At 36.8% G+C, this 19,677-nt stretch carries 17 protein-coding genes and 1 riboswitch; of the genes, 7 read left to right on the top strand and 10 right to left on the bottom strand.

Annotation, left to right across the window (positions count from 1 at the left end):
- The first annotated feature begins 172 nt into the window (after nt 1-172).
- Entirely contained in the window at nt 173-985 is an 813-nt protein-coding gene (gene murI, locus SP041_RS12940) for a glutamate racemase (protein WP_025563862.1), read from the top strand.
- Between the two features lie 122 nt (nt 986-1,107).
- Here the strand turns inward: murI and SP041_RS12935 are convergent, their stop codons facing one another.
- On the bottom strand, nt 1,108-1,809 hold the full coding sequence (locus SP041_RS12935) for a pseudouridine synthase (protein ID WP_025563860.1): 702 nt from the start codon (nt 1,807-1,809) through the stop codon (nt 1,108-1,110).
- A 306-nt stretch (nt 1,810-2,115) separates the two neighbouring features.
- Here SP041_RS12935 and SP041_RS12930 point away from each other — a divergent pair, with 306 nt between their 5' ends.
- The 5 genes from SP041_RS12930 (at nt 2,116) to SP041_RS12915 (ending at nt 8,807) form a co-directional block, all read left to right on the top strand.
- Entirely contained in the window at nt 2,116-4,344 is a 2,229-nt protein-coding gene (locus SP041_RS12930) for an NADP-dependent isocitrate dehydrogenase (protein ID WP_025563858.1), read from the top strand.
- A gap of 376 nt (nt 4,345-4,720) precedes the next feature.
- Nucleotides 4,721-6,046 carry an ATP-binding protein gene (locus tag SP041_RS12925; RefSeq protein ID WP_240791466.1) on the top strand — a complete coding sequence of 442 codons (1,326 nt, stop codon included), beginning with the start codon at nt 4,721-4,723 and terminating at the stop codon, nt 6,044-6,046.
- A gap of 13 nt (nt 6,047-6,059) precedes the next feature.
- Nucleotides 6,060-6,728 (top strand): response regulator, encoded by a 669-nt coding sequence (locus tag SP041_RS12920; RefSeq protein WP_025563854.1) that lies wholly within the window; start codon nt 6,060-6,062, stop codon nt 6,726-6,728.
- A gap of 121 nt (nt 6,729-6,849) precedes the next feature.
- On the top strand, nt 6,850-7,005 hold the full coding sequence (locus SP041_RS20875) for a hypothetical protein (RefSeq protein ID WP_170968551.1): 156 nt from the start codon (nt 6,850-6,852) through the stop codon (nt 7,003-7,005).
- A gap of 329 nt (nt 7,006-7,334) precedes the next feature.
- Entirely contained in the window at nt 7,335-8,807 is a 1,473-nt protein-coding gene (locus tag SP041_RS12915) for an EF-hand domain-containing protein (protein ID WP_137297877.1), read from the top strand.
- A 251-nt stretch (nt 8,808-9,058) separates the two neighbouring features.
- On the opposite strand, the gene SP041_RS12910 is transcribed toward SP041_RS12915, so the two are convergent.
- The 8 genes from SP041_RS12910 to thiD all read right to left on the bottom strand — a co-directional run bounded on the left by SP041_RS12910 (nt 9,059) and on the right by thiD (nt 16,232).
- Entirely contained in the window at nt 9,059-9,946 is an 888-nt protein-coding gene (locus SP041_RS12910; RefSeq protein ID WP_037048603.1) for a LysR family transcriptional regulator, read from the bottom strand.
- A gap of 321 nt (nt 9,947-10,267) precedes the next feature.
- Nucleotides 10,268-10,894, bottom strand: a complete 627-nt coding sequence (gene thiE / locus SP041_RS12905; protein WP_025563850.1) for a thiamine phosphate synthase — start codon at nt 10,892-10,894, stop codon at nt 10,268-10,270.
- 90 nt (nt 10,895-10,984) lie between these two features.
- Nucleotides 10,985-11,824, bottom strand: coding sequence for a hydroxyethylthiazole kinase (gene thiM, locus SP041_RS12900; RefSeq protein WP_025563847.1), 840 nt, complete (start codon nt 11,822-11,824; stop codon nt 10,985-10,987).
- 85 nt (nt 11,825-11,909) lie between these two features.
- Entirely contained in the window at nt 11,910-12,575 is a 666-nt protein-coding gene (locus SP041_RS12895) for a TenA family protein (protein WP_025563845.1), read from the bottom strand.
- 75 nt (nt 12,576-12,650) lie between these two features.
- Complete coding sequence (locus SP041_RS12890) at nt 12,651-13,601, bottom strand: ABC transporter substrate-binding protein (RefSeq protein WP_025563843.1); 951 nt, start codon at nt 13,599-13,601, stop codon at nt 12,651-12,653.
- Nucleotides 13,602-13,735: 134 nt separating this feature from the next.
- Complete coding sequence (locus tag SP041_RS12885; protein ID WP_025563841.1) at nt 13,736-14,533, bottom strand: ABC transporter permease; 798 nt, start codon at nt 14,531-14,533, stop codon at nt 13,736-13,738.
- Nucleotides 14,526-15,380 (bottom strand): ABC transporter ATP-binding protein, encoded by an 855-nt coding sequence (locus SP041_RS12880; RefSeq protein ID WP_346763648.1) that lies wholly within the window; start codon nt 15,378-15,380, stop codon nt 14,526-14,528. The genes SP041_RS12885 and SP041_RS12880 overlap by 8 nt, the downstream gene beginning before the upstream one ends.
- Before the next feature lie 9 nt (nt 15,381-15,389).
- Nucleotides 15,390-16,232 carry a bifunctional hydroxymethylpyrimidine kinase/phosphomethylpyrimidine kinase gene (thiD, locus tag SP041_RS12875; RefSeq protein WP_025563837.1) on the bottom strand — a complete coding sequence of 281 codons (843 nt, stop codon included), beginning with the start codon at nt 16,230-16,232 and terminating at the stop codon, nt 15,390-15,392.
- A 65-nt stretch (nt 16,233-16,297) separates the two neighbouring features.
- Nucleotides 16,298-16,420, bottom strand: a riboswitch (TPP riboswitch).
- A gap of 319 nt (nt 16,421-16,739) precedes the next feature.
- On the opposite strand from thiD, the gene SP041_RS12870 reads away from it, so the two are divergent.
- Entirely contained in the window at nt 16,740-17,351 is a 612-nt protein-coding gene (locus tag SP041_RS12870; RefSeq protein ID WP_025563835.1) for a LysE family translocator, read from the top strand.
- A 306-nt stretch (nt 17,352-17,657) separates the two neighbouring features.
- Here the strand turns inward: SP041_RS12870 and SP041_RS12865 are convergent, their stop codons facing one another.
- Nucleotides 17,658-19,487, bottom strand: a complete 1,830-nt coding sequence (locus SP041_RS12865) for an ABC transporter ATP-binding protein (protein WP_025563834.1) — start codon at nt 19,485-19,487, stop codon at nt 17,658-17,660.
- Nucleotides 19,488-19,677: the final 190 nt, after the last annotated feature.

Raw genomic sequence — 19,677 nt, 5'->3', positions numbered from 1 at the left:
GTCACTATTCAATCAATAGCATATAAATGGAGGGGCATTCTAAAGCAGGCAGTAGAACTTGGCTAGTGAAAACAGAATGTCATGGTATTTCTGTACCTATCTAGTTGATCATTTTATTTCTTTCTCCTTCGATTACAGGCTAAAATACTTTTTTTATTGAGGAAGCAGTGATATGTCAGCTAAACGAGTGCTTATATTTGATTCTGGAGTAGGGGGCTTATCGGTTTATGAACAGATTATTAACGTTAATCCAACCATCAAATGTCATTATTTGTTTGATAATGCTTATTTTCCTTACGGTGAGCTATCAAGAGAAAAGCTCATTAAACGCATTACACAATTACTTGCTGATTTTATAAAAGAATACCCCACAGATATGATTGTGATCGCTTGTAACTCAGCGAGTACCATTGCTCTTGAAGATTTGCGTCAACATTTTTCTATTCCCATTGTTGGTGTCGTTCCTGCGATTAAACCGGCTACCTTAGTCACTAATAACAATATCATTGGATTATTAGCAACACCAGGCACTATTGAGCGCGTTTATACCACTGCTTTGATCAATGAATTTGCCGCTGATAAAACGGTGCTGCGCATTGGTTCTACGAAATTGGTTAAGTTAGCCGAAGATAAGTTAATGGGAAAAACGTTACTGCAAAGTGATTTTGAAGCAATATTGGCACCTTGGATTAAAGATGAAAAAAATATGCCTGACACATTAGTCTTAGGTTGCACGCATTTTCCTTTACTTAAACAAGAAATATCAGCGTGTTTTACACGTTCTATTTGTTTAGTGGATTCTGGTAAGGCAATTGCACTGAGAGTACAAAAGTTATTAAAGCTTGAAAAAGAGGTAGGTGATTTAGCATTACAAAGCCATCAAGCTTTTTATACTCAAACATTTGCTAATCAAACGTATTTATCTGCTTTACACAAACGCTTCATTGACTATGGATTTACACAATTAAGCTTTTGTAATCTATAAGCAAGCTTTATAGCAATCGACAATAACGATGACGTATTTCATAGCATCGTTATTGTTAATATAAGCGAACTTAACTTAGTTTCGCTAAAACTAGCCATTCACTATCAATGGCTAGTTTTGTGTTAAGTATTTTTAAGCACGGTGTAAGTACCGTTAGCTAAGCCTTTAATTGTCCATTCGCCAATGGAGTAACGTATTAAACGTAACGTTGGAAAGCCGATGTTAGCAGTCATACGACGCACTTGGCGGTTACGACCTTCTGATATGGTAATGCTTAACCACGTTGTTGGAATATTAGCGCGTTCACGAATTGCAGGGTAACGTTCCCAAATATCAGGGTTATCCATTATTTTTACTTTTGCTGGCATGGTCATGCCATCTTTTAATTTAACGCCTTTGCGTAACTTATCTAAGTCAGCTTCGCTAGGTGCACCTTCAACTTGTACCCAATAAGTCTTTTCTGTCTTTTTACCTGGTTGGGTAATCTCTGATTGAAGTTGTCCATCATTGGTTAATACTAATAAACCTTCGCTATCTCTGTCTAAGCGCCCTGCAGCATAGATATTTGGAATATCAATATAGTCTTTTAATGTTTCACGCATTGAATCTTCATTACCTTCATCGGTAAATTGACTTAATACATCAAAGGGTTTGTTAAATAAGACTACTTTTTGCATTGACTTAGGTAGTACCTTTTTCGGTACAAACTTTTTATGCGCTGCTTTTTTTACATTAAAGTGAGTAGGTTTTTTACCAGATCGCTTACTTGCTGTTGAGTCTGCTTTAAATTTGTTATTGGTTTTATTTATTGGAGGTTGATTCACTTGTTGCCCTTAAAGCAGTCAAAAGAGTTATTGTATCAGAATAAATAGTGCAGACAGTATTGCTTATTAAATGTTATGTTTATAACATCAAAAACGATAGCCCATTGGAATCTTGTTACTTTATGTTAACAAGTACGAGTTCACAAATAACGATCAAGATCACGTTAAAATCGATGACTTAAGGGTATGAAACTAGATAATTTTGTTTTTTTCGATATGATATGCGCGTAATTATTATGCGTAACAATTTGATAACATTTTTAACGATATTAATTCACTTCATAATTTTTTGTTAAAGGAAATAAAATGACAGATAAATCAGCAAAGATCATCTATACACAAACAGATGAAGCACCTGCGCTTGCAACTCACTCTCTATTACCTATTGTTAATGCATTCACTAAAGCGGCAAACATTGTTGTAGAAACGCGTGACATCTCTTTAGCTGGTCGAATTATTGCCAACTTTTCTTACAAGTTGCCAGCTGCACAACAGCAAGCAGACTCATTAGCAGAATTAGGTGATTTAGCAAAAACACCAGAAGCAAACATCATTAAATTACCGAATGTAAGTGCATCAATCCCACAATTACAAGCGGCGATTAAAGAACTACAATCTCACGGTTTTGCGCTACCTAATTACCCTGAAGTAGCAAAAACGCCTGAAGAAGAAGAAATAAAAGCAGTTTATGCAAAAGTATTAGGCAGTGCAGTAAACCCTGTATTACGTGAAGGTAACTCGGACCGTCGTGTTGCTGATGCGGTTAAACAGTACGCTCAAGATCATCCACACCGTATGGGTAAGTGGTCTAAAGAGTCTAAATCACACGTTGCTGATATGTCTGATGGCGATTTCTACAGCTCTGAGCAATCAGTTGTATTGGGTCAAGATGACGATGTGAAAATTGAATTCACTAATAAAGCTGGCGTAAGCACAGTACTTAAAGCATCTACCCCTGTTTTAAAAGATGAACTAATCGATTCATCTCGTATGAGCGCTAAAGCATTACGTGATTTCTTCGAAAAAGAAATGACTGAAGCAAAAGAAAACAACATCATGCTTTCTTTACATCTTAAAGCAACCATGATGAAAGTATCAGACCCAATCATGTTTGGTCACGCGGTAACTGTTTACTTTAAAGATGTATTTGCTAAACATGCAGACTTATTTAAAGAGTTAGGTGTTGATGAGCGTAATGGTCTAGGTGATGTTTACGCTAAGATTGCTGATATCGATGCAGCTAAAAAAGCAGAAGTAGAAGCTGATATCCAAGCGGTTTACGCAACTCGTCCTAGCTTAGCAATGGTTGATTCTGATAAAGGTATCACTAACTTACACGTACCAAGTGATGTGATCATCGATGCTTCTATGCCTGCTATGGTTCGTTCTAGCGGCCAGATGTGGAATGCAGAAGGTAATCTTGAAGATACTAAAGCATTGATCCCAGATCGTTGTTACTCAGGTATCTACGAAGAAACAATTAAATTCTGTCGTGAAAATGGTGCGTTTGATCCAGCAACAATGGGTAACGTATCAAACGTAGGTCTAATGGCTCAAAAAGCTGAAGAATACGGTTCACACGACAAAACATTCCAAATCACTGAAGCGGGTACGGTTAAAGTAATTGATTCAGCAGGTAACACGCTAATGTCTCACGATGTTGAGCAAGGTGATATCTGGCGTATGTGTCAAGCTAAAGACATTCCAATCCGTGATTGGGTTCGTTTAGCAGTAAGCCGTGCACAAGCAACTGGCCAACCAGCCATCTTCTGGTTAGATGAAAATCGTGCACACGATAAAAACTTAATCGCTAAAGTAAATGCTTACTTAAAAGATCACGATACAACAGGTATAGATATTCAAATCTTAACGCCTGTTGAAGCATGTAAGTTCTCATTACAACGTGTTAAAGAAGGTAAAAACACTATCTCTGTAACTGGTAACGTATTACGTGATTACCTAACAGATTTATTCCCAATTTTAGAGTTGGGTACAAGTGCTAAAATGCTTTCAATTGTTCCATTACTTGCAGGTGGTGGTTTATTTGAAACTGGCGCTGGTGGTTCTGCTCCTAAACACGTTCAACAATTTGTTGAAGAAAACCACTTACGTTGGGATTCTTTAGGTGAGTTCTTAGCATTGGCTGTATCGATTGAAGATATCGCTGCTAAAACAGGTAATGAGAAAGCAGTTATTTTGGCTGAAGCATTACATGTAGCAAATGGTAAATTCCTAAAAGAAGATAAATCTCCTTCACGTAAAGTCGGTGAATTAGATAACCGTGGTAGCCATTTCTACTTAGCTATGTACTGGGCTGAAGCGCTTGCTGAACAAACTAAAGATGCTGAATTACAAGCACAGTTCAAAACATTGGCTGAAGCATTACTAAGCAATGAAGCGGTTATTGTTCAAGAGCTTAACGATGCACAAGGTGTTGTTGTTGACCTAGGTGGCTACTTCCATACAGACCCTGTTAAAGTATCTGCTGCAATGCGTCCAAGTAAAACGTTAAACGCTGCTGTCGATAATATTTAATTTTCGATTGTAGTCATTATGTTGAGTGGGGAAAGCTCAACGTAAACGTTTTATAACGTGAGTATCCATAAAGCCATTAAGTGATTCACTTAGTGGCTTTTTTTTGCGCAAAATTTAGAATGCTTATTTAATGTAATTGGTATTAATTTCTCAGAGTATCCTCAATTTATCCGATAAATGAAAAGTGCTATTAGATGTTGCGATTAAACTAATTTAACGAAAAATTAAAAAATAATAACCTCAATCAAGCTGCTTTGCGTTAAAGTTAACAATGTTTATTTCATTCATTTTAGTGAAAAGGGTGCTGATGCGTCTTACTTTATTCAAAAAAATTCTATTCTCGATGTTATTTATTAGTGCTTTGATGGTGCTGGGAATGGCGTGGTCTATTAACGACAGTTTTCAAACTGGTCTACAAAAGTATCTAAATCATGGGGAAGAGGAGCGATTAGAAATTGTCTCTGAATATATTGCACCTTATTACTCTGAGCAAAATGGCTGGCAAGGGTTAACGCCTGATACGATGTTAAGCGTATTATCACAGGTATTTAATCGTCCAAGAGGCGATGGCAATGAACCTAAAAAGGCGCGAAAAGAGCTTATAAGACGTTTGTTTAAACGTATCGTCGTGTTGGATGAAAACGATCAGCCGATTTTTAGTCAAAGAAAATCTAAATCGACAAATGAAATTATTAAAGTGCCTGTTATATACCAACAAAAAACCGTGGGTTGGGTGACAACACAAAAGCGTTACGTTATTCCAGGGGAGCTTGAGAGTACTTTCTATCATCAACAACAATATAATTTAATGTGGATTGTTTTATGGGTAACGTTGCTGTCATTTACCTTAGCTTTGTTGTTAGTTAGGCACTTTTTAACGCCTTTAAAGCGTCTTGAAAATGCAGCAAATTCATTACAAGAAGGTGATTACTTAACGCAAATAGACGTTAAAGGAGAAGACGAATTAGCGGCGCTATCGTTACGATTTAATGAATTAAGTAGCAGCCTATTGCGTCAAAAAGAAAATAGAGAGCAATGGTTAGCCGATATTTCTCATGAATTACGTACTCCTATTTCTGTCTTAAAAAGTGAAATAGAAGCATTACAGGATGGCATTCGTAAGCCAGAGCCTAAGTATATTGATTCATTACATAACCAAGTACAAAACTTGAGCCAATTAGTAAATGATTTATATCAGCTGTCGTTGTCTGATGCAGGAGTGCAGTTTGATTTGGCTGAGTCTGTTGACGTACAACAAGTGCTAGCAACGAGTTGTTCACAATACCAATTACGTTGCCAAGAAAAGCAAATTCAATTACAAAGTGACTTTAACCTTAAAAAGCCTGTTTATATTAAAGGCGATAAAAAATCATTAACACAGTTGTTCTCTAACTTACTAGAGAACAGTTTACGTTACACCGATGCGCCGGGATTATTACAGGTTAAATTAAAACAAAATAAGCAGCAGCTTCAAATATGTATTGAAGACAGCGCACCAGGTGTGCCCGATCAGGCTTTACCTAAATTGTTTGAACGTTTATATCGTGTTGACGAGTCTCGCAGTCGTTTGAGTGGCGGTTCTGGTTTAGGGTTATCCATTTGCCAAACAATTGTAAAAGCACATCAAGGTGAAATGATAGCAACACATTCAGCTTTAGGTGGATTAACTATTACTATTTATCTACCTATCTCAGAGAGTTAATAAAGGAATTACAATGTCACAGCATGTTTTAATTGTGGAAGATGAAGAATCATTAGCGCAAGTCTTAGGCGAGTATCTTACTCAGTCTGGTTTAATCACTCATATTATTACTGATGGTTCGCAGGTGATTGAATGGGTTAAACAAAATCCAGTTGATTTATTAATCTTAGATTTAATGTTACCAGGGAAAAATGGATTAGATATTTACAGAGAGTTACGTACTTTTACCGATATTCCAGTGGTAATGGCGACCGCTAGAATCGATGAGATTGATCGCTTAATTGGTTTGGAGCTAGGTGCGGATGATTATATTTGTAAGCCGTATAGCCCAAGAGAGGTCGTTGTAAGAGTCAAAAATATCCTACGCCGCTCAACCGATGAAATTAAAATGGTTGATAAAATATTAAGTATTAATGAAAGTACGATGCAAGTATTAGTGAAAGGCAAAGAAGTTAGCTTAACACGTGCTGAATTTCGCCTTCTATCGCATTTTCACCAACATAAAGAGCAAGTCTTTAGTCGAGAGCAGTTAATGACTCAAATCTACTCAGATAACCGTGTAGTGACAGATAGAACTATCGATAGTCATATTAAAAACTTACGTCGCAAAATTCAAAACGTTGATGCAGAGGTTGATTGCATTCAATCTATCTACGGTGTCGGTTACAAATTTGCTCTGTAGTTGCTCTCATCATAGCCAGTAAACCAGCGATTTGAATAAACCTGCATTTTTAATAAGCAGGTCGCTGGTTCCATTAATACCAATCTGGATAAGTAAATGGTCTATTTAGGCGTTAGGGAAAATGGATAATAGCAATACGTTGATTGCAGTAACTCGTTATTCTCATTACAAAATCAACAACGAAGTTAGGCTTCATTTTAACAAGCATAAATGGCTAGATAATGACTTAGATTGGTATAATTTTAAAGCCTATATTGATACATTTTTTGAAGGTTAGCTTTATAAATGGAGTATTAGGTATTTGGCTTTAGGGGCGAGTGTTAGGTGATGCCACTTTAGTTATTTTTTAATGTGCTTCATTTGTATGCTCGATCTTGGTTAAGTGTTATTGGTTGTATTATTAATATCACCTGTTAACATTTTATAGAATTCCTACTTACTTCCTTTATGACCTATTTGATTTTTTACTCGTTTAAATTATATCCCTAGAAATCCAGCAAAAGAGTTAACTCCTTTTTTTATCCATATTCTCTACACAATGCTTATCTATAGTCTCTACATCGGCTCAGAAGAGAGCTTTATATTCTAAGTAAAAAAGAGGTTTATATGAAAAAGTTATTTATTTTAAGTGGTGTTGCATTAATCGTTTCAAGTTCGCTAACAATGGCTGCTGGTAATAACTCAGCTAAATATGACTTTGCAAAGTTCGATCTTAATAAAGATGGCCAAATTAGTGTCGTAGAAGCGACGGGTAAATTAGCGAAGCATTTTGATAAAATTGATGCAGATAGCAATGATTTAATCAGTGAAGCTGAGTTTGCTGAAATGAAAAAAATGAGAGAAGCTAAAAAACCTACATTTGCTGATTTCGATAAAAATAATGATGGTTCAATTTCTAGCGCTGAATTTGATGCAGCTAAAAAAATGAAGCAAGGTAAGCGTCACCATAAAGTAGACTTCGTTAAAGTCGATGTTAACAAAGATGGTCAAATCACTAAAGATGAAGCAAAAGGTCGTTTGTTAAAAGGTTTTGATAAAATCGACAGTGATGCAAACGGTTCTATTTCAACAACTGAATTTGCAGCCTTAGAAAAAATGCATAAAGGCAAAGGTAATCATAAACTAGATTTCGGTTCTATTGATGCAAACAATGATAATCAAATTACAAAAGATGAAGCAAAAGGTCGTTTGTTAAAAGGTTTTGATAAAATCGACAGTGATGCAAACGGCTCTATTTCAACAACTGAATTTGCAGCCTTAGAAAAAATGCATAAAGGCAAGGGCAATCATAAATTAGACTTTGGTTCTTTCGATACAAACAACGATAGTAAAATTACAAAAGATGAAGCAAAAGGCCGCCTATCGAAACATTTTGATAAAGTCGATGGCGATAAAAACGGTGTTATTACTCAAGCTGAATTCTCAGAAATGCAAAAAATGCATAAAGGAAAAGGTCATAAAAAAGGTAATAAAGAAGTTAGCTTTGCTAAATTAGATGCAAACAGCGATGGTGCTATCACTAAAGATGAGGCAAAAGGTCGTTTAGCTAAACATTTTGATAAAGTAGATACAGACGCAAATGGCTCTATTACATCTGCTGAATTTGAATTAGTTAAAAACATGAAGAAAGGTAAGCATAACCAAAAAGTATCATTCTCAACAATTGATGCAAATAATGACGGTGCCATTACTAAAGATGAAGCAAAAGGTCGTTTAGCTAAACATTTTGAGAAAGTAGATACAGATGCAAATGGCTCTATTACATCTGCTGAATTTGAATTAGTTAAAAACATGAAGAAAGGTAAGCATGATCAAAAAGTATCATTCTCAACAATTGATGCAAATAATGACGGTGCCATTACTAAAGACGAAGCAAAAGGGCGTTTACTTAACAACTTCGATAAAATTGACGGTAATGCTGACGGTAAAATAACAGCTCAAGAATTAGATGCAAAGCGTGCAGACCGTAAAGGTAACAAGCGTCCGACATTTGAAATGTTAGATACTGATGGTAACGGTAAAGTATCAAATACAGAGTTTGCCGCTTTCCAACAAAAATATGCTGACTCGAAAGCTTAAGTACCATTCGCTATAAGAGAAGCATTGCGATCAGTAGATAGTGATGACTAAATAGTTAATTAAATAGTTTAATTAACTAAAAAGCTTGATGGGGAAACCCATCAAGCTTTTTTATTATTTGCATTAGGTGAACTTTTTATCTTATTTTATTTTTAGGTGAGTTCACTGAGTGCTTAATCTACTCGCTGTGTAACCTATTAGTTACTTAGCCTATTGCCTGCTTTCACTATTAGTTACTGGCGCTCACTCGTTTAAAAAGGCAAATTCCATTGTCGTGCGTATTCTATAAATTCTTTTAGTATCGGGCTTTGGTATTTATCTTTGTGCCACACTAAATAAAGATCGCGAGACATGTCGATATCAATAGGTAGAGTACATAAGCGTTTATCTTGCAGTGCATGCCTAGCGGCTGTTCGTGACATACAAGAAACCCCTAAACCCGCTGCACAGCAATTAATGATGGCTTCAGTAGTCGTCAGTTCAAAGGTAATGTCTAGGTCTGTTAAATGCTGACCAATGTGCGTAATAAAAAAGTCACGAGTACCCGAGCCTTGCTCTCGTAATATCCAATGTTGGTGATTTAAATCTTCTACAGTAATTGATTTTTTACTGGTTAAGGGATGTTCAGGGGGCGCAACCACAACCATTTCATCTTGTATCCAACGTTCGATATGTAATTGTTTATCCACTAATAAAGCTTCAACTAACCCAATATCTAATTCGTATTCTTTTAGCTTTTCGCCAATAGTGGTGCTGTTATCAATACATAGAAGCTGGTCTTGATGATTTTTAATGTCTCGAAACTGCGCTAATAAAGCCGGTAATAAATGATTGCCGACTGTGTTACTTGAACCAATTCTTAGCTTTCCTTGGAAGTTATGATTATCAAATAAACTAGTGATTGCCTTACTACGCTCTAATTGTTCATCGGCTAAGGGTAATAAGGCTCTCCCCATTTCATTAATTAATAATCGATTCTTAGTACGCTCAAACAGTTTATGGCCAAGTTGTTTTTCTAATTCGGCTAATGCCATGCTCACCGCTGGTTTGCTTAAAAATAGCTTTTCTGCCGCCGTGGTTAGGGTTTTTTCTTGTGTGATCGTCATAAAGACATGTAATTGCTTAAGTGTGATATTCATAATCAGCCAAGGGTTTCGATTTAATTAACAAGATGAATATTAGTGTAAGTTATTCTTAATAGAAATGCTGCGTTTGAGGAGCCATGAATAGAAAAATATTAAGTCAGAAGCAAAGAAAAAGTTTAAAAATTAAAAAATATTAACCACGAAGCGCTGCGCTACACGAAGGGCACGAAGAAAGGCAACAAGAATAGATGAAAGTGAAAATATGTAGAACTCAGACCGTTAAAATTAGTTGTTAATTTTAAGGTTTTTGACTTAACCTTCTTTTAACTTTTTTATCTCTTTAACTTTGTGGTTAAGTGCTTTGATTGTAAAAGCTTATGGCATAGCTGCGTGTATTTGTTTTAACAGGGCTGCAGCAGCCGATTTAGGATCATCTGTATGGCAAATAGCAGACACTAACGCGACACCATCAACACCGGTTTTTATAATGTCATCTAAATTGCTTTGGTTGATGCCGCCAATCGCAACGACTGGAAAATTTGTTTTTGTTAATGCATTCGTTAAGCCTGCTATTCCCCATTCTTTTTTAGTATCTGTTTTAGTTGGTGTTGCAAAAATTGCACTTAAACCAATGTAATCCAAGGAGAGTGCATTCGCTTCTAATAGCTGGTGTTCATTTTCAATAGATAGGCCGAGTAACTTGTTAGGGCCAATCAATTGTCGTGCTAATTCAGCGGGCATATCCGATTGTCCTAAGTGAACTCCGTCAGCATCAACGGCTAATGCGACATCAACACGATCGTTAATGATAAGTGCTACGTTAGTGCCTTTTAGAATAGTTTTAATTGCTTGAGCGCGAACAATAAAAGATCGTACATCACCCCTTTTTTCTCGGACTTGTACCATGGTAACACCGCCTACAACGGCTTCTTTGACAACGTGCTTTAGTGTTTGTAGATCTTGCTGATCATCTGTCACTAAATATAAGCGGTACGGGTTCATGGTGTTTTCCTTGAAAATAGAGTGAGTAATGGTACCTAATAAAGGCGCTTAATATTCCATGAAGAATAAAAAACACCTTTAAATTAGCCACTATTTTACAGTCATTTTTAAACGTTTATTAATAGCAGTGGCATCTAATTGATATAACACATCAAGCAAATTCATTTGTAAACTGCCAGGGCCGGCGGATTGCTCTGCTGCAATTTCACCTGCAACACCTAATATAGCGGCTGCGGCTAAACCAGAGTCTTCCCCAATCGCAGCAAAAGCGCCGGTTAAAGCACTTAAACTACACCCCATTCCCGTGATACTTGGCATCATTGCATGACCGTTATGCAATGTGATTTCACTGTCAGCGGTAATGATGTAATCGACTTCGCCAGAAATAACTACCTTACAATGATAAGTTTCAGTTAAGTAGCGAGCGGCATCCACGGCCATTTCACTACTATCAAGTGAATCTACACCTTTGCTTTGCGCTTTTTCACCGGCTAACGCTATTATTTCAGAAGCATTTGCTCGAATAATTAAATGTTTTGCCAATGCTGCTATTTGGCGCGAAGTCTCCGTACGTAATGTACTCGCACCACAACCAACGGGGTCTAATATCACGACTTTTTCATGTACGTTTGCTTGTTCAACCGCGTAAATCATACGCGGAACCCATTGGCTATCTAGGGTACCGATATTAATAACCAATGCACCACTAAATGACATCATTTCAGCCATTTCTTGACGAGAATGTGCCATGATCGGTGATGCACCAATTGCTAATAAAGCATTCGCTGTATTGTTCATAACCACATAATTAGTAATGTTGACGACTAACGGTTTTTGCGTACGTAATGCGTGTAACGCATCGACAATTAGCTTGGTTTTTTCTTTTTGTATACTTTCTTTCTGGGTATCTTCTTTCGGTATTGTTTGCATCGTTAATCCTCCGCTCACTGTTTTATTTATGACAAGATCTCTTTAATACAAGGTGGCTTTAATACAAAACTTAATACAGTATTTGCTAAATCGCGGCATTTAAACCTTGCTGCCAGAAAGCCACTTCCATTCTAGTCGCTGTTCTGAATACTTTTAGAAGGTGCTGGCCACGTTGGCTATTGATATCAATCTCTGCGAGTAATTGGTCTAAATGTTCGGTGCTGTCGATGATGCTTTGTTGAAACTCATCACCACTATATAAATCAATCCAACTAGCAAATTCATTGCCCTCAATTTTAGTGTTTTTGTCATTTGCTAATAAGCGACCAATTTCAGCATAACCAATTGAACAAGGTGCTAACGCAACATAAAGATCAACAATATCGCCAGACATGCCAGTATCTAAAACGTAACGTGTATAGGCGACCGTGCCAAAGTCTTCATCTTCTGCTTCTAAATCAGCCTCGGTTAATCCCCAATTTGCACAGTAAGTGATGTGGTGATTAATCTCAAAGCTCAACAATGCTTGCACACTCGCAAGGCCTTTACGCATTTCTGCTAACGTATTCGCTTTATAAATCGCTAATGCATAGGCACGCGAATATTGCTTCAAGAACAAAAAGTCTTGTTTTAGGTAATGTAAAAAGCAGGGTTGCGCTAAGCTTCCGTTGCCTAATTGCATCACAAAAGGGTGCTTTGTATAGTCATTCCAGTCAGACTGGCAAGCATTGATTAAATCTTTATGGTTCATGATTTTCTCACTGTTTTAAATTTGCTATTGAGTGAATTTTTAGTCCGTTTTTTCAACGGACATTAAGCTATTTCATTACTTGAATGTAGGCATATAATCTTTTGCTTTTGGCAGGCTTTTAATTAGCTTGTTATCAAACATAAATTGCGCGTAATCATCGTAACGTTTTAAATCGATAGCAGCAGGGCGTAATGCAAAACGTGTTAACGTATCGCGCCATGCTCGTTTATTAAGCTCATTGTTTAAGGTATCTGGTGCATAGTTAACAAACTCATTCCAAGCTTCTTTTGGATGGTTAACAATATAAATAGTGGCTTGTTCTAGGGCTTTATTAAAAGCATTAATCATCGCAGCATCATATTTTTTAGCATTAGCTACAAATATAAGTTCATCATAAGCTGGAACACCATGTTCTTCAGGGAAATAAGCCTTAGCTTTAAAACCTTCTAATGCCAATTGGTTCGTTTCAAAGTTGCGTAGACCACCCCAAATTGCATCAACTTTACCCGATGCTAATGACGCTGATAATGCCCAACCCACGTTAATGATCTCTAACTCATCGTAACTGACATTAACGGTTTCTAGCATTTTACCGATGGTCGCTTCTTCGCTTCCTGAAATAGCAATACCTACTTTTTTACCTTTCAAATCGCTTAGCGAATTAATTTTTCCGTTATCCAATACCATTAATGTGTTTAATGGCGTAGCGATTAATGTTGCTGAGCGCACTAAAGGTAACCCTTCTGCAACATCAATAATTAGGTTCGGTTGATAAGTTATAGCAAGGTCAATGTTGCCTGCAGCTACTAGTTTTGGTGGCATACTTGGATCGGCAGGCTCTTGAATAATGACGTTCAAGCCTTGTTCTTTAAAATAACCACGTTGCTGTGCCACGATAATTGGGCCATGGTTCGGGTTAACAAACCAATCCAACATCAGAGTGACTTTTTTATCCTCAGCTTGTGCTGAAAATGAGAACAAGGTTGCCGCTAAAGTAAGCGTGGTTAAGATGAAATTCTTTTTCATGTAGTGTATTTCCTTATTGTATTTAAAGAGTGTGCATTGTTTATAAATTAATATGGTTGCGCTTTAGTTGAGCGCAAACGGGTACTCATTTTTGCTACTTTGATTTGCTATTTTGAATAATAGAAAACGCGCTTTTAGACCTCCCATGGGATCAGTTTTTTTAATAACTTATCGGTGATGAAATATAAGCCGACTGAAATCGTAGACAGGATGAATAAAGCAGCAAACATTTCATCTATTAACATACGAGCATTAGCTTGCAGCATTAAATAACCCAAGCCTTCACTTGAACCAACCCATTCACCAGCAACGGCGCCAATCGGTGCAATAACCACAGCGACACGAATACCAGAGGCCAAAGTAGGTAATGACGCTGGCAATTGAATATGGCGTAACATCTTCCATTTACTGGCATTCATGGTCTTAGCTAAGTCGAGATAACCCGTCGGTGTGTTTTTTAACCCGTCATAACAACAAGTTGTAACAGGGAAAAAGATGATCATCGCAGCCATGACTATTTTTGAAGCAATGCCATAACCTAACCAGATCATCAAAATAGGCGCGATGGCAAAAACGGGGATCGCTTGGCTAGTAATTAAAATCGGCAATAACCAACGTTTGATTGGTTTAAATAACAACATCTGCAAGGCAAAACATAAGCCCATGGATAAGCCTAATAATAAGCCGAGTATGATCTCTTGAGTGGTCACCCAACTATGCCTTAATAAAACGTCATAGCGTGCAATCAAACGTTCGAACACAGATAAAGGCTCAGGTAGAATAAAAGCAGGTAATTTAAATACGATCACAACAGCTTGCCAAATGGCAATAATCACTGCAAAAGTAAGTAACGAACGTAATACTGGATGTAGGGTTTTGTCCTTACTTTTAATCGGTTTCGCTAGGTTAATCATGGGAGGTAAATTACTCATAATCTTGCTCCAATCGATCCAGAATTTGTTGTTGCAAGCTGGCACTTTGAGTATCAAAGGATCTTGGTATCTGGCTATCAGGCACTGTTAATGATTCTGCAAAGGCAGGTTGACCTTGCATAATGTACAGCTGATTAGCTAAGCGAATCGCTTCTTGTGGATCGTGAGTAATCAACACCACCGTTTTATCTTTTAATAATTGATGGGCTAGGTTTTGTAAACGATAGCGAGTGACTGCATCTAATGCTGAAAAAGGTTCGTCCATCAATACCACTGGTTTGTTTTGCATTAAGGTTCTCGCTAGTGCAACTCGTTGACGCATGCCACCAGATAATTGCTGCGGTAAATAATGTGTTTTATCGGACAGGCCTACTTGCTCTAATAGCTGTTGTGCTTTTGCAATGTGTAGTGATTTTTGTTGTCTATCAGTCTTGTGACTTTTGTTACTGAGCTTTTCACTTAACAGAACGTTATCTAATACCGATAACCATGGCATTAATAAATCTTGCTGGGCCATATAAGCAATTTGGTTTTGTAAAGGTAGGTTGCTGCTGGTGGATAGTTGTCCTGACCATGTTACTTTATCAACCAATAAATTAGCGAGATAACGTAATAGGGAGCTTTTACCGCAACCACTTCGCCCTAAAATACAGGTCCATTGTGCAGCAGGAAAGTGCATGTTCAGCGATGACAATACGTACTGTTCACTATGGTGATAACGTAAGCTTGCATCTTTAATATCAATACTCGGTGCATTTATTTCATTCGATATTGCTTGCTTTGAGACTGATTCCTTTGGCATTGTTTGCTTTGGCACTACTTGCTTCGACGAATGCTTATTGGTCATGCTTAACATCTATCGATTCAGCTTGTAAAAATGGTCAACAGGGCCGCGACCTTTACCAATTTTAAGTTGGTCGGCATGTTGTAGTGCTTGCGTAATATAGTCTTTACCCAGTTGCACTGCTGTTGTCAGTTCATTACCTTGAGCGAGATAAGAAGCGATGGCTGAAGATAAGGTGCAGCCTGTACCGTGATTGTTATTAGTATCAACGCGTTTTGCTGTAAGTTGCTGTACTGAATTCGGTAAAATTAATAAATCATTACTGTTTTCGTCTTGTTCTAAATGCCCACCTTTTAATAAGACTGCTTTAGCGCCTAACAGGCGTAATGCATCAATCATTGTCTGCATTTCTTGTTCGCTAGTGGGAAGTTGGCTATCAATTAACGCCGCCCCTTCAGGCAAGTTTGGCGTGATTAAATCAGCCATTGGCAGTAATTCTGTTTTTAAGGTTTGAATGGCTACTTTTTCTAATAGTAAATCGCCATTGGTTGTTACCATGACAGGGTCGATGACTAAAAAGGCTGGTTTGTATTGCTTGAGTTTTTTAGCAACCACTTTGATAATGTCGCAATCAGCTAACATACCCACTTTTACAGCAACAATGTTGAGATCACTAAATACAGCGTCTAACTGCTTTTCAACATATTCAAGTGGAATCGGAAATATAGCGGATACGCCAAGTGTATTTTGTGCAGTAATGGCAGTGATTGCAGAACAAGCGTAACTGCCTGTCGCAGAAATAGTTTTGATATCGGCTTGAATGCCTGCACCGCCACTGCTGTCAGAACCAGCAATAGTCAATACAATCGGGGTGCTACTAGGTGTACAAATAGCGTTAAGAATAAGGTCAGACATAATGGCTCCGATGAAAACGCGAGCGGAACTTATATCAACCAACATCAGCAAAGAGATGCTACAGGGATGGTTTATAAATAGTTCCCTGCGTCAGTGTTAACTGTATCAGGTTCAACGGGTATCGATGCTTTATCAATAAGTCTTGATATCACACTCGTTCTCAGCCTAAGGCTCCCCGACTATAATTGTGCCAAATCATATCAAGTTCTGTTAAAAGCGCAATCAAACATATTGGTTAGGTAAGGATTGTAGTGGGTTAACTATTGGAATTTAAGTATTGAGATTTGCTTATTATATTAGACTACTTCCTCTATTAGATTTATATTGAATAGGGTAATTTACATCACTATTTTAGATAAAATAGATAGTTTATTAATTTAATACACTACTTAATCGTCTAATAAAAATACTGCTGTGTAGATAATGATTAAGTGATTAGAGCATGCGTTTTCCAAAAAGTATGATAGTTTTTTATTGTTCAACATAATGTTTTTATAAGGAATAACTTTGGATAATTATTTACTCTATATAGCCGTTGCTGCATTGACGATCGCTATTCCAGGCCCTGGTATTATTTTAACTATTAATAACGCAATACAGAGAGAGTCTTCAAAAACTTTTTCTGGGATATTAGGAGTTGCAACGGGGATGTTGGCTGTTTCTATTCTTTCTGCGTCAGGCGTTGGAATTATCTTAGCGACCTCATCCATTGCATTTACCATTGTTAAGTTAATTGGAGCCGTCTATTTGATTTATCTTGGTATCAAAATGTGGAGAGCTAAAACATCTTTAGATAGTGACATTATGCTACAAGATAAATCGAATAAAAAATGCTATCTAGAAGGACTTTCTCTTACTATTTCAAATCCTAAACCTATATTATTTTTTATGTCCTTATTTCCTCAATTTATTAGTTTTCAAGGAAGTTATATTAACCAATTTATTCTTCTATCTTTAACTTTTTGTGGTTTAGTTATTATTATTCATAGCGGGTATGCTTTTTTATCAAGCTTTGCTAAAAGTAAACTATTAGAACCAACAGGAAGAAAAGTTCTGAATAAAGTGAGTGGTGGTCTTTTTATGTGTTTTGGTATTGGATTAGCGGCATCAAATAAATAAGTATAATAATAGATTAAATATTATTTTAAATAGTAATTAATAAAGTGTATTCGTTGAATAGGGCAGATATATATTATTTTGTGTAATACATTTAAAATTATTTTAAATGTAAATTTGAAGTTACTACTTTAAACTAAGCTCCTAAAACGAGGTGAATTAAGCTAAGTATCTTGAACTATTGATCTTAAAATAGATATTAGGTAAAAAACTAGCTTAATAGTAAATGATTAAGCTAGTTTTTATTAACCGTAAATGATTAGATAATTAGTTTTTATATTACTAACGTAAACCGCAAGCGTTATAAAGCTATTCACTTCCTAAAAAACCACCTGTTTGATGTGCCCATAATTGTGCATAAACACCATTTTTAGCAATCAATTCTTGGTGGCTACCTTGCTCAATAATATTACCTTTATCTAATACTATTAAACGGTCCATAGCGGCAATAGTCGATAGACGGTGGGCAATGGCAATCACCGTTTTGCCTTGCATTAATTCATACAAGCTTTCTTGAATCGCCGCTTCAACTTCTGAGTCTAAGGCTGATGTCGCTTCATCTAACACTAAAATCGGTGCATCTTTTAATAGTACGCGAGAGATAGCAATACGCTGACGTTGACCACCTGAAAGCTTCACGCCTCGTTCGCCTACTTGCGCGTCGTATCCAACATTACCTTCGTTATCTGTTAGCGTTGAAATAAATTCATGTGCTTGCGCTTGTTTCGTTGCATTGACCATTTCCTCTTCCGTTGCATCTGGGCGTCCGTAGAGGATGTTTTCACGGATAGAGCGGTGTAACAATGAAGTATCTTGAGTCACCATGCCTATTTGTAAACGTAAGCTTTCTTGTTGCACTGCTTTGATATCTTGACCATCAATAATAATTTGGCCTTTTTCAACATCGTAAAAGCGTAATAATAGATTGACTAAGGTTGATTTACCTGCGCCTGAACGGCCGACTAAACCAATTTTTTCACCTGCTTTAATATTCAAATCAAAGTTTTCAATCACGCCTTTATTTTCACCGTAATGGAAACTCATTTGTTTAAAGTAGATGTTACCTTCAGAAACCACTAATGGTTTTGCCCCTTCTTTATCTTTAATAATATTGGGTTTAGCAAGTGTGTTCATGCCGTCTGTTACGGTACCAATGTTTTCAAATAGGGCACTTAGTTCATACATGATCCATTGTGACATACCGTTTAAACGCAGTGCTAAACTGATCGCGACGGCAATCGCGCCGACTGTGATAGCACTTTGCATCCATAACGATATTGACAAGGCTGTGATTGCAAACGCTAAGGTGTAATTTGAGATTTGTACGCAAATGTTGATACCTGTTGCTAAACGCATTTGGCGGTAAACCGTCTCTAAAAAACCAGTCATCCCTTGTTTAGCATAAGCTGATTCTGAGTCAGTATGCGCAAATAACTTAACGGTTGATATATTGGTGTAACTATCAACAATACGACCGGTCATCGTTGATCGAGCATCAGCTTGTTCTACTGCCACTTTTTTTAATTTTGGAATGAAATAGTATTGAATACAAGTATATATAACCAACCATACTAACATTGGAATCGCTAAGCGGTAATCGGCCTGTGCCACCATCACAATCATAGAAATTAAGTAAACTAAAATGTAGACCATGACATTTAATAACTTCATGACGGTTTCACGTACTGCTAATGCGGTTTGCATTACTTTGGTAGCGATACGACCGGCAAAGTCATCTTGATAAAAAGAAACACTTTGTTTTAATAAATAACGGTGTGCAAACCAGCGTATCGACATTGGGTAATTGCCGAGTAAAACCTGGTGAACAATTAAAGAATGCAGCAGTATTAATAAAGGAATTAAAACCAATACAATGACTGACATGATTAATAATTTTTGGCCTTCATCTTGTAATAGGGTTTCTGGGTTTTTAGTGATTAACCAATCTACTAGCTGTCCCATAAAACCAAATAACGACACTTCTAAAATCGCTAATAAAGCGGTTAATAGTGTCATCGCAAAAAGCGCTTTTTTATAACCTTTTGTATAATGCATACAAAAAGCTACTAGCGTTTTAGGCGGTTGAGTTGGCTCTTGATCATCTAGTGCAGGCACTAAATTTTCAAAAAATTTATACATGTTATGTCCTTAATTTTTTATTGCTTTTATGACAGGTCTTACGTCGAGCTGGGAAGGGTCTTTAATCCTGTGATCATAATGATTAGTGCTTATAAAACAAGCTTTAATTAAAGTACTTAACATTTATTTCAGAGTTTATACTGTTAAATAATGATTGTTTTTATTTTTATGGATGAGAAATTAGTTATGC

Origin of the sequence: Psychromonas sp. SP041 (assembly GCF_000470315.2) — a bacterium.
Taxonomy (GTDB): domain Bacteria; phylum Pseudomonadota; class Gammaproteobacteria; order Enterobacterales; family Psychromonadaceae; genus Psychromonas.
Note: the sequence above shows the minus strand (reverse complement) of the source record. Positions and strands in the feature narration are given on the sequence as shown.